This window comes from Polyangiaceae bacterium, from assembly GCA_020633235.1.
Lineage (GTDB): Bacteria > Myxococcota_A > Polyangia > Polyangiales > Polyangiaceae > JACKEA01.
The window spans coordinates 1,679,624-1,693,629 of record JACKEA010000001.1 but is presented as its reverse complement, the minus strand read 5'-3'; the positions used below and the strand labels follow the sequence as shown (position 1 = coordinate 1,693,629).

Genomic DNA, 14,006 nt, shown 5'->3' with positions numbered 1-14,006 from the left:
GCGTTGGGGCGTAATTGACGCGAGGGAATATTTCGATGCACCGACTCAGTGGCGCCTGTCTGCTTTCGCTCGTGACCCTGGCCGCCTGCGGCACCACGCCCCAGGGCGAGGCAAAAGCTCCGAAGAAAGTGGGCTGTGAGCGGGTGCGGGCCGATCGCGGACCGCAGCCCTTGAGCCGCCAGAGCTCGATGGTGGCGCTGGCGCGAGACGGCAAGCGCACCTTGGCCTACATCGCCAACGCGGACGACGACACGCTGCGCACCGTGGACGTGGACGCGGGCAAGGAGCTGGCCACCACGCGCCTCGCCGGCAAGCCGGGCGAGGTGCTGGTTTTGCCGGACGGACGCGTGCTCGTCACCCTGCGCAGTCGTTCGCGAGTACAGGTGTTCGAGCCCGCCACGAACCGGGACAAGCCCCTCGACGATCGTTGCCAAGTGGATCTCCCGGCGGAGCCCATCGCCATGGCGCTCACGCCGAACCGCTCCACCGTGGTGGTCACCAGCGGCTGGGGTCACGCGCTCACGGAGCTCGACGCGAGCAGCATGAAGCGCAAGAAGAGCACGAGCGTTCCGCGCGAGCCGCGCTCGGTGGTGCTCAGCGACGACGGCAAGCGCGCCTTCGTGTCGCATGCCGTCGGTGGGCGATTGAGCGTGGTCCCCCTCGCTGGCGGCAAGGTGCGCGAGGTGCTGGTGGGGGACAACCCGCAGGGCAAGCACTCGGTGCTGTTCGGCTTCTTGGGCAAGCGCAGCTCGGGGGACGCGGCACGCATCGGCTGCCAAGGCTATGCTCTCGCCAAGTCCGTGGATCCCGGTGGGCGCATCCTCGCGCCCCAGGTGCTGGTCGAGCCCGGCAACCCCTCCGAGCAAACCCAAGGCTACGGCGACGGCTTCTCCAACGCGGAGGTCGCCAGCATCGCGGTGATCGACGAGAGCGCGGAGCGCACGCTGACGAGCTCGATCGACAACCGCGAGTCACCCGCCACGGTGGTTCCTGGAGCACGCGCGCGCCCCGAGTGCCTGTTGCCCCGGGCCGCAGCGATGAACGAAAAGAGCGGACACCTGCTGGTGACCTGCCTCGGTATCGACGCGCTGGTGGAGTACGACGCGAGCTCGGCGGATCCGCGGCGCGCCGAGCTTCGGCGCTGGCCCGTGGCGGCGGGACCGCTCGGCCTCGCCGTGGACGTGGACAAGCAGCGCGCGGTGGTGTGGGGTCAGTTCGACGGTCGCGTGAGCATCGTGGCGCTGGGCGCTGCTCCCATGCGGACGCCGGATGACATCGCAGCCTCGAGCGTCACTCAGCTCGCGCTCTCGAAATCGGCCACGCTGACCAAGGGCGACGTGGCCCTCGGCCGCCGCCTGTTCCATTCCACGGGAGACTTCCGGATCTCGCGCGATGGGCGCGCCTGCGCCAGCTGCCATCCAGAAGGCCGTGACGACTCGATCACCTGGGCCACCCCCAACGGCCCACGGCAGACTCCGATGCTCGCCGGCCGACTGGGACAAACCGCACCCTTCGGCTGGGACGGCAAGGGCGCGGACATCGAGGCGCACCTCGGCCACACCTTCCAGCGTCTGGGAGGCAGCGGCCTCGAGCGGCGCGAGATGGACGCCATTCTCGCCTACCTCGCCACTCTGGAACCGCCGCCGCGGCTCACGGACGAAGACCCCGCGCTGGTGAAGCGCGGTCGCGACCTGTTTTTGGCCAAGGAGACCGGCTGCGCCGGTTGCCATCGCGGTAGCGATCTGTACATGGACGGCAAGACCCACGACGTGAAGAGCCGCGTGAGCGCGGATCGGGATCCGCATTTCGACACGCCGTCGCTCAAGTTCATCGCCGGCACGGCGCCCTACTTCCACGACGGTCGCTATGCCAGCTTGGAGGAGCTCTTGCGTGGCTCCGACGGCAAAATGGGACACACCAAGCAGCTGTCCAAGCGCGACCTGGCCGCCCTGGCCGCCTACTTGCGGACGCTGTGATGCGCGCCCGCGCCGTCGTGCTCGCCCTGCTGTGTGCCAGCTCGGCGCTCGCAGCGCGACCTCGTGTTTCGTCCATCGCGCGCGCCACGCGACCGCCGCCGCCGGCCAGCATGCCCGAAAACGTCGGCGCATCGGAGCACGTCGACGGCATCGACGTGGCGCAAGGGCGGAGCTACCAGCAGGATCTCCCGTCGGCTCAGCGGGATCCGGGCTTTTTGTCCCTGCGCGCGGCAGGTCGCCGCTGCTTGAGCACCAGTGCCTCCACGGGCAGCGCCTCCACGCTGGAGCTGCCCCTCGCCGCGGTGCTCCCGGTGCGGGCGGAACGGCTGGTCGAGCGGGAAAAGCGCACCAGCTTGGAGGTGCTCGACTTGGCCGTCGACACGCGCACGAGAGGAGTCCGACGCCTCGCTCGACACCTGGTTCCACTGACGCCCATCGGGCGCGCCGGCAAGGATCTGGAAGTCTACGCCTACGCCCACGGAGACGCGCTCTACGTCGTGGCTCGCTCCGTCGGAACCATCACCAGCTCCGGCCCCAGCTTCACCGCCAGCGGCTGCGGCCTGGTCGTGGCTGCCCTGCGCATCCATGGAGAAACCACCAGCACGCTGCAGCTCGGCGCAGCCATCACAGCCAAGAAGCCGGACCAGCGTCATCGTTTCGTGTTCGCGTTGATCAGCACCAGCAAGACGGCGCGCGACCCGGAGCCGGTGCTGAGTGTCGCCCTGCGCCGCGAGGAAAGCCCGCTCCCCGGCGGCGTCACCGACATCGCCGAGCCGATGATGCGCTGAAACCTGTTCGCTCACGCCCCCATCGCCTATGGTCGACGGCGTGACTACGGAGGAATCAGCGTCGCGCGGCCAGTGGGCAAGCCGCCTCGGTTTCGTGTTGGCCGCCGCAGGCTCGGCCGTCGGCCTGGGCAACGTCTGGAAGTTCCCGTACATCACCGGAGAAAACGGTGGCGGGCTGTTCGTGCTGATCTACCTCGGCTGCGTCGCCCTCATCGGGCTGCCGGTGATGATCGCCGAGGTGATCATCGGCCGCCGGGCGCAGCGTTCGCCCGTGGGCGCCTTCGGCAAGATCGCAGGCGAAGGCACCGCCTGGCGCATGGTCGGCTGGATGGGCGTGGTGAGCGGCTTCGTGATCCTCAGCTACTACAGCGTGGTCGCCGGCTGGACCATGAACTACGCCCTGATGGGCATCAATCGCTTCTTCGTCGGCAAGAACCCCGACCAGATAGGCCAGGCTTTCGGAACCCTGTACGGCGCCGGAGACATCAACCTGTTCTGGCACTTCCTGTTCATGCTCACGACCATCGCCATCGTGGTGGGCGGCGTGCAGAAGGGCATCGAAGCTTGGTCGCGGGTGCTGATGCCGGCGCTGTTCGCGATGCTCCTGGTGCTGTTGGTGGACGCCGCGTTTCAACCCGGCTTCTCCAAGGCGCTCTCGTTCTTGTTCTCGCCCCACGCCGACAAGCTGCATCCCGCCGGCGTGCTGGAAGCGCTGGGACACTCGTTCTTCACCCTCAGCTTGGGCATGGGCGCCATGCTCACCTACGGCAGCTATCTGTCGAAGGACACGGATCTGGTCACTGCGTCGCTGTTGGTGAGCGTGCTGGACACGGCGGTGGCTCTGGTCGCCTGCATGGTGCTGTTCCCCATCATCTTCAGCTTCGGCATGGCGCCGGAAGCCGGCCCCGGGCTGGTATTCAAGAGCATGCCCATCGCGTTCAGTCAGATGCGCGGCGGCATGCTGCTCACCATCGTGTTCTTCGCGCTGCTTTTCTTCGCGGCCCTCACCTCGGCCATCTCCTTGCTCGAGGTGGTGGCGTCCACGATCATCGATCAGCTCGGCTGGTCCCGGCGCCGAGCGGTGCTGGTGTCTGGAGGTGCCATCTTCGTGTTCGGCATCCCGTCGGCCCTCTCCGGTGGGGCCCAGATGTTCAAGAAGTGGGAGTCTCTGTTCGGCAAGAACTTCTTCGACACCGTGGACTACCTGGCGTCCAACTGGCTCCTGCCGCTCGGGGGTCTGTTCATCGCCTTGTTCGTCGGCTGGGTGATGCCCGAAGCCGAGCGAGCGGACGAGTTCAAGCGCGGCTCGCGCTTCGCCGGGCTGTACCAAGTGTGGCTGCTGTCGCTCCGCTACCTGGTGCCGCTGGCGATCCTGGTACTATGGCTCTTCTCGGTGGAGATCCTCCCGAAGGCGTGGCTCTCCCCGGCAAAGTGACATGGTCGCGCGCATCTACTTCGTTCCCGGCATGTTCGGCTTCGGACGCCTCGCCGGCTACGACTACTTCCACCACGTCCGCGAAGCCCTCGAGTGGCGCTTCGCCGACGCGGGCCAGCGGGTGGAGACCCTGGTGGTCCCGACCCCTCCCACGTCGTCCCTCAGGTTTCGCGCGCGGATGCTGGCCAAGGCCATCCAGAAGAGCGCGGGGGCGGACGACGGACCCATCCATCTAGTCGGCCACTCCACGGGTGGCCTCGACATCCGTTTGCTGCTCTCCCCCACCACCGACCTGAAGACCGACGATCCGGAGCGTCTCAGCTGGCGGCATCGCGTCCAGAGCGCCGTGACCCTCTCCACGCCGCACTATGGCACGCCCCTCGCGGGCTACTTCGCGACGGTCAGCGGCACCCGCGTACTCTACGCCTTGAGTCTGCTCACGGTGGTCTCCCTCACCGTCGGTGAGCCTTCGCTTGCGGTGTTCGCCAAGCTCCTCGCCGGGCTCGGCGGCGCGGAGCAGCTCCTGTCCGCGGACACGCGGCTGCTCAGCCGCGGCACCGAGCTGGTGCTGCGCTTCGTGGAGCGCGACGGGCGCGAGGAGATCGTCCAGTTCCTGAGCAAGGTGCGCGTGGACCAGGGCGGCGTGGTGCAGATCATGCCGGAGGCGATGGACCTGTTCAACGCGGCGGCGGAAGACGACGCCCGCGTGCGCTACGGCTGCGTGGTCACCTCGGCTCCGCCTCCCAAGGCGATGCGCTTTGCGCGGCGCATCCGCTCCCCGTACGCGGCAGCCACGGCGGCCATGTACTCGACGCTGTACCAATTCACGGCGCAGGCACCGGAGATGTATCCCTACGCCACGCCCAGCACCGAAGAGCTCGCCATGCTCCGTTCCGGCATCCAGCACGAGGTCAGCGAGCGCAGCAACGACGGCGTGGTACCCACTCTCAGCGGGCTGTGGGGCGAGCTACTGTGGTGCGGCGAGGGTGACCACCTCGACGTCCTCGGACACTTCTCGGACGACGAGCGGCCGCGCGTTCATCTGGACTGGATGACCAGCGGCGCGCACTTCACCCGCCAGCGCTTCGCGTCGTTGATGGACGCGATCGCGCGATTTCAGCTGAGGGACCCAGGGCCCGTCTAGCCGGCGTCCTTGCCGTGCTCGACGATGCGATACACGAGCTGCTTCCGAACGCCACCGCGCAGGTAGTCGACACGAAGCTCGTCTGCCGTCTTCAGAGACTGAAACGCGGAGTACGCCTGCATCTCGCGCTCGATGGGCATGCCGTTCACGCGCATCACGACGTCGCCGGGGGCCAGGTCCACGCCCCGCCAGAAGCCTTCGGGCCGGAGCTCCACGATGCGGAAGCCACGGAACTTGCCGGCGTCCAGGCTCGGTTCGAGCTCCACCTTCTGCAAAAAGCGTCCGAGCCCTTGGTCCACGGTGTGGACCACGTCTCTGCGCCACAGCGACCCGCGCGGCGCCGGGGACTGCGCCACCGGCTCCCCCGGCGGATCCGGCAGCGGATAGTCGGCTTCGTTGTTGGAGCCGCCGCACGCCACGAGCAGCAAACCCGAAAGCACACAGAACGCGAGTCTCATCAGGGCCTGGACTATGGGCCGGGCGCCCCACACGGGCAAAAATTTGAAGCCCAACGACTCCAGGCCCGAAGTTTTTTTGGTCCGGCGCGAAGCCCGTCGCGCCGCGGCGTTTCCGCGGCGGACCAGAAAGACCCTTCAGCCGGCGTCGACGGCGGCCACCAGGCGCTCGCCGACCTCTTCCACGCTGCCCACGCCGGAGATGTGGACCACGCGGTCCTCGGGGATCAGCTCCTCGGCCTCGGCGTACACGGTAGCGAGGCGGCGCTGGATTTCCATGTTCTCGAACAGCTCCTCGCTCCCGCCGCGGTTGCCCCGACGCTCGGCAGCGATCTCCGCGGGCACGTCGATCACGACGGTGAGATCCGGACGTAGCGCCCGCTTGTTGAGCTCGCGGATCCAGGGCACGACCTCGGGGCCTCCCGGCGCTGTCACGGACTGGTAGGCGAGGCTCGACAGATCGTAGCGATCGCTGATCACGATGGCCCCTTCCCGGAGCGCCGGGATGATCATGCTGTCGAGGTGGTCGAGACGATCCGCAGCGAACAAGAGCGCCATCGTGGACCACGCGAACGCCCGTGGCCCGGTCGCGTCCGGTACGAACAAGCGGCGCTGGAGCACCTGACGAATGAGCCCACCGATGGGGCCGGCGGTCGGCTCACAGGTGAGACGCACGTCGTGGCCACGCCGTCGGAGCTCCTTCGACAAGCGCTTGCTGTGGGTCGTCGTCCCGGCGCCGTCGATGCCCTCCACCACGATGAACCGACCCCGCCGCGACGACAGAGCCTGAGCGGGATGCTTCACCTCGTTCACGACACCCCCACGGGGGCAGGATCCTCCCCCAGCACCACGTTGTCGATCAGGCGGGTAGCGCCGGCGAAGGCCGCGACGGCCAACAGCGCGCGCGCCTCGCTGGCGCCTTCGATGGGGGCGATGGTTTCGGGGTCCGCGAGCGTCACGTAGTCGATCCGCAGGCCTGCCTGCGTCAGACGCGCCCGCACGTCCTCGCCAATGGCGCTGGAGCGACGCTCGCCCGCTCCGAAACGCTGCACCGCGTGGGCCAAGGCCTGCGGGATCGCTCGCGCTCGCTCGCGATCTTCCTTGGAGAGGTAGGCGTTGCGGGAGCTCTTCGCGAGGCCATCGGCCTCACGCACGGTCGGATGGCCGACGATTTCCACGGGCAAGAGTAGGTCCCGAGCCATGCGCTCGATGACCTTCAGCTGCTGGTAGTCCTTGCGGCCGAACACCGCGACGCAGGGCCCGACGGCTGCAAACAGCTTGGTGACCACGGTCGCCACGCCCTCGAAATGCCCGGGGCGAGAGCGGCCGCACAGGTGCTCGGTGAGTCCGGAGACGATCACCCGAGTGCGCTCTCCGGGGGGATACATTTCCGTGATGGCGGGAGCGAAGACGAGAGACGCACCTGCGGCCGCCGACGCTGCCACGTCGGCATCGAGGGTGCGTGGATACTTGTCGAAGTCCTCGTTGGGACCGAACTGCGTGGGATTGACGAACACGGTGACCACCACCTGGCTCGTCCGGCGAGCGGCCTGCTCGACCAACGCCACGTGCCCTTCGTGCAGCGCCCCCATGGTGGGAACCAGGCCCACGCGGCCGCCCTTCGCCCGCACTGCGTCACACGCCGTCCGGAGCTCCGCGACGGTATGAACGACCTGCACCATCAGCCCTCTTTGGGACCGTATACCGGGGGCGCGGACTCCACCACTGCTTCCGCTGCGGTGGGTGCACCGCCCGGTTCCTTCATGCCGTAGCTGTGCTCGGCGCTGGGAAATGCGCCACCTTGCACTTCGTCCACATAGCGGCGGGTGGCGTCCACCACGCGCTCCCCCAGCTCGTCGAAGCGCTTGACGAACTTGGGCTTGAGGGCGCGGTACATGCCCAAGAAGTCGTAGCAGACCAAGACCTGACCGTCACAGTGGGGGCCGGCGCCGATGCCGATGGTCGGTACCCCCACGGTCTCGGTGATCCGGCGACCGAGATCCGCCGGCAACCCCTCCAGCACGATGGAATAGACGCCGGCTTGCTCCAAGGCCTTGGCGTCCTCGACCACGCGATTCGCCGCTTCCTCCTTGCGACCCTGGACCCGAAACCCACCCATCGCATGCACGGACTGGGGCGTGAGCCCCACGTGGCCCATCACCGGAATGCCGGCGTCCACGATGCGGCGCACGTGCTCCGCCACCGTCTGCCCGCCTTCGAGCTTGATGGCCTCGAAACCCCCGGTCTTCATCATGTGACCCGCGGCTTCGAGCGCTTTCTCGCTCGACACCTGGAAGGACATGAACGGCATGTCGCCCACGATGTGCGCGCGGCGCGCGGCACGGGCCACCGCGCGGCCGTGGTAGCAGATCTCGTCCACCGTCACGGGCAGCGTGGTCGGCAAGCCTTGAACCACCATGCCCAGCGTATCACCCACGAGCAAGACGTCCGCGCCTCCCTCGTCCAGCAGACGAGCGAAGGTGGCATCGTAGGCCGTGAGCATCGCGATCTTCGGACCGCTGTTCTTGCGGCCGCGGATCTGAGGAACGGTGATCTTGTCGTTGTCCACGCCGCGCGAGCGTAGAGGCTTTTCCCCTCACATGGAACTGCGTCAGCGAATCCGGCGCCGCGTTCCCGAGCGTTGCGTGGGCCTCACGGGATCGGGTGCACCCACCGCGCGTGCCAGATCTTCCCGCACTTCGAGCTCGTCGATCACCACGTCCACGACTTCGTCAGCAGGGCGGTCCTTCTCGATGATGGGCCCGATCGCGAGGGCCGCTTCGCGGTCGGCGTCGTCCTGGTTGGCCGTGTAGAACACCACCACACCGACGCGGCCCGACGACCGGAGGTCGCGAACCACTTCCACCCCTGAACCGTCCGGTAGATCGATGTCCGCGATGGCGGCGTCGAAGATGCCCTCCACGTGCCGCGCCCGCGTGAGGCTCCCCACGCGCACCGCTTCGAAGCCCGCGCGGCGGAGCGCAATGGCCAGCACCTTGGCCAGCGGAGGGTAGTCCTCGATCACGAGAACTCGCGGCATTTCTGGAGCTTAAGGCGCCTTCGGCGAGTGCGCACGGAATTTCAAGGGCCTGTCGCCGCCCTGCCTACCTTGCACTACTATTGGGCAGAACGCAGGCATCGTTCCGATGCCTCGCGCGTATCAAGGGTGTCGACGACCAATGGCCAGCCAGAGCGAGCAAGACCCTGGGCACTTTCATCGCGGATTCGAGCGTTGGGCCGGTCGAGTCCGGCGCCGCCTGCTGCTGCGTCGGGTCCTGACGGGGCTGGCGCTGGGGCTGGCGTTGGGAGCCGCCATCGCCCTCGCCTTCTGGTGGCAGCGCCTGGGGCATTTGCGCCCCTGGGCGGCCGTCGCCGGTGTCGTCGGCATGGGCGTCGCGGCGCTGATCGCGTTTCGCCGCCGTTGGACCGACTCCGACGTGGCTCTGTATCTGGATGCGCGCCTTGGCTCGAGTGAGGCAATCAGCACCGCCGTCGAGCTCCGGGGACAGGCGGAACGCGCGGACCTCGCCCGCGAGGTGGTGGTGCGCGACGCAGCCAAGGCGCTGGCGGACGGAGATCCGAAGCGACTTCGACCGCGAGTGCTCGAGCCGCTCCACGGACTCGGTCCCGTCGCAGGCGCCGCCGTAGCGTGGCTATCCTTGATCCCCCTGCCGCCCACGCCACCGGCGCCGCCACCGCCGCCGGGCGCGGAGATGGTGCAGATCGCGAATCTCCAAGGACTCGACAAGATCGAGGCCCTGGCGAACCTGGATCCTCGTGACGCAGCTCAGAAAGAGCGGCTCGAGGACATCGCTCGCGACGCGAAGAAGCTACGCGAGCAGCTCGCCAAGGGCATGGAGAAGCGCGAAGCCCAGGCCAAGATCGCAAAGCTCCGGGACGCGGTGGCAGCAGAGCGACAGCGCTTCTCGGACTCCAAGAACCGTCCCGGTCTCGAAGCGGCCGTGGGCAAGCTGGCCAAGAACCCGCTGACGAAGGACGCCGCCAAGGCGCTCGGCAACGGAGATCTGGTGCAGTTCGATCGCGAGATGCAAAAGCTCGCGAACCTCGCGGAGAAGGAGTCCCGCGAAGAAGCCAAGAAGGCTCTGGAGGAGGCCGAGAAAGCGGCGCGCGAGAAGGGGGCAGAGGGCCTCGCCAAGTCCCTCGAAGAACAGAAGAAGAAGTTCGAGGAGCGCGAGAGCAAAGGCGAGGCGCTGCGGGAGCTCGCCAAGCAGCTCCAGAGCCAGGGCAAACTGAGCAAGGAAGCCCAGGAAGACCTGGAAGAGTTCGGCCAGTCCGGCAGCCCGGAAGCGCAGAAGCGACTGGCAGAGTCGCTGGAGAAAGCGCTCGAAGGTTTGAGCGACGAAGAGCGCAAGAAGCTGGCGGAGAACCTGAAGAAGCAGATCGAGAAGCAACAGAAAGACGGCGCCGGCGCGAACCCGATGACCAAAGAGCAGCTCGAGGAGCTGGCCAAGCGCCTGGGCAGCCCTCAGGGCCAGAAAGAGCTCGAGCAGCAGCTCAAGGAGCTCGCCAAACAGGACCCGAGCGGCGACGCAAACCGGGAGAAGGGCCTGGACGACGCGGATCGGGGCGGCGCCGAAGCCGAGAAGGGTCTCGGTGGCATGGTGCCCATGCCCACCCCCGGTCCGGGCGCACCCGGCGAGCAGAACGGCGGCAAGCCCGGCGGCAAGAGCGACGGTGACGGCAAGGGCGGTCCCGGAAGCAAACACGACAAGGGCGTTGGCAAGCACGACGGCAAGACCGAAGAGCTTCGCGCCAAGGAGCTCCGCTCCAAGGCGCAAGCCAAGATCAACCCCGGCGCGCCGATGCACGGCGCCACCCAAGGTCGTGCGCCGGCGCGCGCCGGCGAGACGGCGAACCAGGCAGGCACCGGTGCCCTGGGCGCGGCCGGCCCGGACCAGGTCGGCGGTGTGGAGCACTCGGAAGTCCCGGAAGAGTATCGCGAGCAGGTGGGCCGCTATTTCCAGCCTTGAGCGGATGAATTGCCGCTCCGGGCGGTGTAGGCTGCCTCGGCTTCACGCATGACCGACAATCCCTTCGCAGCACGCCTTGCTCAAGCGTGCGAGGCCAGTGATCGGCTTCGCCAGGCCATCGCCACCATCATCGTGGGTCAGACCGCGGTCGTGGATCAGGTCCTGTGGGGCCTGATCGCCGGTGGGCACGTTCTTTTGGAGGGCGCGCCGGGGCTGGGCAAGACGCTCTTGGTTCGAACCCTCGCCTCGAGCCTCGACCTCCGTTTCTCTCGCATCCAGTTCACGCCCGACCTGATGCCGAGCGACGTCACGGGCACCAACGTGTTGGTGATGGACGCGAGCGGGGGCTCCACCGGCCGCTTCGAGCTGCATCGGGGCCCGATCTTCGGCCAGGTGATCCTGGCGGACGAGATCAACCGCGCCACGCCCAAGACCCAGAGCGCGTTGCTCGAGGCGATGCAGGAGCACGCGGTGACCATCGCGGGGACGCGCCACGTGTTGGAAGAGCCGTTCTTCGTGCTGGCCACGGAAAACCCCATCGAGATGGAGGGCACCTATCCGCTGCCCGAAGCGCAGCTCGACCGCTTTCTGCTGAAGGTGCTCGTACCCAACCCCTCGGAAGACGAAATGGTCGCAATCATCACGCGAACCACGGGCCACGAGCAACGCGCGCCACAATCGGTGCTGCATCGGGACGACGTGCTCGCGCTCCGAGCGCTGTGCCGCGACGTGGCCATCGCGGAACCCGTGGTGCGCTACGCCTCCCGTCTGGTGAGCGCCAGCGCCCCGGAGGCCGGCACCGCTCCCGAGCTGGTGCAGCGCGCCATCCGCTACGGCGCCGGCGTGCGCGGAGGGCAGAGCCTCGTGCTGGCAGCAAAGGCGATGGCGCTCTTGGAGGGCCGCGCCCAGGTCGCGTTCTCGGACATCCAGGCCGTCGCCCTCCCGGTGCTCCGGCACCGTCTGATCCGCAGCTTCGAAGGTGAAGCCGACGGCGTGACCACGGACCAGGTCGTCGAGGAGCTCGTGCGCACCGTACCGACCCGCCCCGAGACCGTGGAACGGGCCGTACAAGGGGGCTGATGCTCCAGCGCTTGTTCCTCGGCGTCGTCGCGCTCGCGTGTCTGCTCCTCTTGGGGCGCCCAGCCGCCGCCGACAAGGGTCTGCTGCTGGAAGCGGCGCCCGTCCTCGGCCCCTCGGTGCCCTCCGGCGCAGCGTGGTTTTCGGTCTCCGTGCGGGTGGACAACACCACCGACGCGCAGATCGAAGGAAACCTCGAGCTGACGGCGGAGCTGTCGTTCTCGCGGGAAGAAGCCAAGGTGCTGACGCGCGCGCCCTTTGCCGTTGCAGGCAAGGGCAAGGTCACCGTGCTCTTGCCCACCCACGGATTCAGCCGCACGCCTCCAATGCTGCGGGTGCGAGCCGTGGACACCGCGGGCACCGAGCTCGCGGACCTGCAGCTCAGCGAGCCCCGCACGCCGGAGCCGCTGCTTTTCGATCTGTCCGTGTCCAGTCGCGTCGGTGCCGGGCTCCGAGGCATGAAGGTCCCCGTGGGCTACCCGTCGTATTCCCGAGGCGGCTACGGCCCGCCGGTGCTCACGGTGGCCACCCCGGCGGTCAACGCCGCCACGGGAGAGCCCGTGTTGCCCGAGCGCGCAGCGGGCTACGCCGCGGCCACGGTGGTGCTGGCCAAGAGCGAGCAGATCGCGCGCTTGAAGGGGCCGGAGCTCGAGGCGCTGTCGAGCTGGGTGCTGTCCGGCGGCTCCCTGGGCGTCGTCATCACGCGACCGGAGGACCTGCGGAACGCGACATTGAAGGCGTTCGTTGGCGGCGAGATCGCGACGGCAGCCCCCGCCGCCGAGATGAAGAACAAGCGGGTCTTCACCATCGTGGAGGAATCCACCAGCGGCAGCGGCTCGTATCCCAGCTACGGCGCAGGCCGTATCGTCGGCAAGGAGCTGGCACCCAGCGAGGAGACCGTGACTGGCCTCGTCGGCTATCGCGGCGGCAACCTGCGTCCGAGCCCCTGGGGCGCCAGCGCCAGCTACGGCCTCGGGGAGATACACCTGCTCGCCTTCGACACCAACGCGGAGAAGGCGGCCAGCGACGAGTGGGTGCAGCTCGAGGTGTTGGACCTGGTGCGGCAGAGCTGGACGCGGGATAGCACCGTCGCCCTGCCCCACGGCCGGGTCCCGCTGGACGAACCAGAGGTGCGCAACGTCCGCAAGGAGCTCGACCCCAACGAGGGTGCGCGCTGGGCCATCGTGGTGGCGCTCCTGATTCTGCTCGGGTACGCCGTCCTCGCTGGGCCCGTGAACTTCCATCTGGCCACGAAGAAGGGGCACCCGCTGCGCGCGCTCCGCCACCTGCCCATCTGGGCGGGAGGCACCATGGCGTTGATCGTGGTTCTGGGCGCGGCAGCCAAGGGTTTCGTCGGACGCGTGCGCCACCTCTCCATGATAGAGGTTGGAGCGGGGATGCCGCGCGGAGCCATCACGCGCTTCCGTGGGTTCTACGCCTCCAGCGCGGGGGAGCTTCTGGTGCGGGCCACCGAGAGAGGCAGCGTCTTGGACGTTGCCGGTCCCACCGACGACACCGGGCGGGTGATCGTCGTCGATCGCGACGGCGCGCGGATCGAGCAGCTGCAGTCCAAGCCCTGGCAAACCGTGGTCGTGAGGGAAGACGGCTTCGTGGGCCTCGGCGGCGGCATCAGCGTCGTCGACAAGGGCGGCGACGTGGAAGTGAAGAACCGCGCCGCTCGCGACCTCGTCGCCGTGCTGGTGAAGGTGCCCGCGGGCGACGCCTACTTCTTTCCCCGTATCGCGGACGGCGACAGCGTCCGCGCTACCGCCGGCGAGAAGCTCGGCAAGAAGCTGGGGCGCGTGCGGGTCACCGCCGGCGGCGGTCGCTCGCATCAGCTGGACGCCTCGCTCTTCTCCCAGAAGGTCGACAGCGCCGCCCGCGGCGCGGGCGCCGCCTGGACGGCGCTCTCTTTCGTGGCGGACAACGACACGGACTGGTGGCCCGACGACGTCCCCGTGGTGCTCGCACAGCTGGAAGGCGGCGAGGGCCGCAGCAGCGACTCGGGCCTGAGAATGGACATCGACCGCGTGCTGGTGCGGGTCGTGGGCTACGGAGGCGTGCCGTGACTGCAGCTCCGGACCTGTTCGTGCCCGCACCCCAGGTGGTGCCCGCACCGGCGATTCGCGTGCGGCACCTG

At 68.3% G+C, this 14,006-nt stretch carries 12 protein-coding genes; 7 read left to right on the top strand and 5 right to left on the bottom strand.

Features of this window, described 5'->3' with window-relative positions:
• Positions 1-35: 35 nt before the first annotated feature.
• From H6717_07410 to H6717_07395, 4 genes are read left to right on the top strand one after another with little or no spacing between them, the layout of a single operon-like run.
• On the top strand, positions 36-1,976 hold the full coding sequence (locus H6717_07410; protein MCB9576837.1) for a c-type cytochrome: 1,941 nt from the start codon (positions 36-38) through the stop codon (positions 1,974-1,976).
• A complete protein-coding gene (locus tag H6717_07405) occupies positions 1,973-2,764 on the top strand; it encodes a hypothetical protein (protein ID MCB9576836.1) in 792 nt (263 codons plus the stop codon). Before H6717_07410 ends, H6717_07405 begins: the two co-directional genes overlap by 4 nt.
• Positions 2,765-2,792: 28 nt before the next feature.
• Positions 2,793-4,199 carry a sodium-dependent transporter gene (locus H6717_07400; GenBank protein MCB9576835.1) on the top strand — a complete coding sequence of 469 codons (1,407 nt, stop codon included), beginning with the start codon at positions 2,793-2,795 and terminating at the stop codon, positions 4,197-4,199.
• A gap of 1 nt (position 4,200) precedes the next feature.
• Entirely contained in the window at positions 4,201-5,343 is a 1,143-nt protein-coding gene (locus tag H6717_07395) for a hypothetical protein (GenBank protein ID MCB9576834.1), read from the top strand.
• Here H6717_07395 and H6717_07390 read toward each other — a convergent pair.
• The 5 genes from H6717_07390 to H6717_07370 form a co-directional block, all read right to left on the bottom strand.
• On the bottom strand, positions 5,340-5,801 hold the full coding sequence (locus tag H6717_07390) for a hypothetical protein (protein ID MCB9576833.1): 462 nt from the start codon (positions 5,799-5,801) through the stop codon (positions 5,340-5,342). The genes H6717_07395 and H6717_07390 overlap by 4 nt on opposite strands.
• A 135-nt stretch (positions 5,802-5,936) precedes the next feature.
• A complete protein-coding gene (gene tmk, locus H6717_07385) occupies positions 5,937-6,557 on the bottom strand; it encodes a dTMP kinase (GenBank protein MCB9576832.1) in 621 nt (206 codons plus the stop codon).
• A 50-nt stretch (positions 6,558-6,607) separates the two neighbouring features.
• Positions 6,608-7,480, bottom strand: coding sequence for a pantoate--beta-alanine ligase (locus H6717_07380; GenBank protein ID MCB9576831.1), 873 nt, complete (start codon positions 7,478-7,480; stop codon positions 6,608-6,610).
• A complete protein-coding gene (gene panB, locus H6717_07375; protein ID MCB9576830.1) occupies positions 7,480-8,367 on the bottom strand; it encodes a 3-methyl-2-oxobutanoate hydroxymethyltransferase in 888 nt (295 codons plus the stop codon). Before panB ends, H6717_07380 begins: the two co-directional genes overlap by 1 nt.
• A 42-nt stretch (positions 8,368-8,409) precedes the next feature.
• Positions 8,410-8,838 (bottom strand): response regulator, encoded by a 429-nt coding sequence (locus H6717_07370; protein ID MCB9576829.1) that lies wholly within the window; start codon positions 8,836-8,838, stop codon positions 8,410-8,412.
• Between the two features lie 139 nt (positions 8,839-8,977).
• On the opposite strand from H6717_07370, the gene H6717_07365 reads away from it, so the two are divergent.
• Genes H6717_07365 through H6717_07355 form a run of 3 tightly spaced genes read left to right on the top strand, consistent with a single transcriptional unit; the run spans position 8,978 to position 13,935 of the window.
• Positions 8,978-10,789 (top strand): hypothetical protein, encoded by a 1,812-nt coding sequence (locus tag H6717_07365; GenBank protein ID MCB9576828.1) that lies wholly within the window; start codon positions 8,978-8,980, stop codon positions 10,787-10,789.
• A gap of 48 nt (positions 10,790-10,837) precedes the next feature.
• Positions 10,838-11,869 carry an AAA family ATPase gene (locus tag H6717_07360; protein ID MCB9576827.1) on the top strand — a complete coding sequence of 344 codons (1,032 nt, stop codon included), beginning with the start codon at positions 10,838-10,840 and terminating at the stop codon, positions 11,867-11,869.
• Complete coding sequence (locus H6717_07355; protein ID MCB9576826.1) at positions 11,869-13,935, top strand: hypothetical protein; 2,067 nt, start codon at positions 11,869-11,871, stop codon at positions 13,933-13,935. The genes H6717_07360 and H6717_07355 overlap by 1 nt, the downstream gene beginning before the upstream one ends.
• Positions 13,936-14,006 lie beyond the last annotated feature (71 nt).

Excerpts from the sequence above, each read along its gene's own strand:
- H6717_07370 (MCB9576829.1), bottom strand. The coding sequence starts at position 8,838 with ATGCCGCGAGTTCTCGTGATCGAGGACTACCCTCCGCTGGCCAAGGTG.
- H6717_07365 (MCB9576828.1), top strand. The coding sequence starts at position 8,978 with ATGGCCAGCCAGAGCGAGCAAGACCCTGGGCACTTTCATCGCGGATTC.
- H6717_07355 (MCB9576826.1), top strand. The coding sequence starts at position 11,869 with ATGCTCCAGCGCTTGTTCCTCGGCGTCGTCGCGCTCGCGTGTCTGCTC.
- H6717_07410 (MCB9576837.1), top strand. The coding sequence starts at position 36 with ATGCACCGACTCAGTGGCGCCTGTCTGCTTTCGCTCGTGACCCTGGCC.
- H6717_07360 (MCB9576827.1), top strand. The coding sequence starts at position 10,838 with ATGACCGACAATCCCTTCGCAGCACGCCTTGCTCAAGCGTGCGAGGCC.
- H6717_07380 (MCB9576831.1), bottom strand. The coding sequence starts at position 7,480 with ATGGTGCAGGTCGTTCATACCGTCGCGGAGCTCCGGACGGCGTGTGAC.
- H6717_07390 (MCB9576833.1), bottom strand. The coding sequence starts at position 5,801 with ATGAGACTCGCGTTCTGTGTGCTTTCGGGTTTGCTGCTCGTGGCGTGC.
- H6717_07400 (MCB9576835.1), top strand. The coding sequence starts at position 2,793 with ATGGTCGACGGCGTGACTACGGAGGAATCAGCGTCGCGCGGCCAGTGG.
- H6717_07395 (MCB9576834.1), top strand. The coding sequence starts at position 4,201 with ATGGTCGCGCGCATCTACTTCGTTCCCGGCATGTTCGGCTTCGGACGC.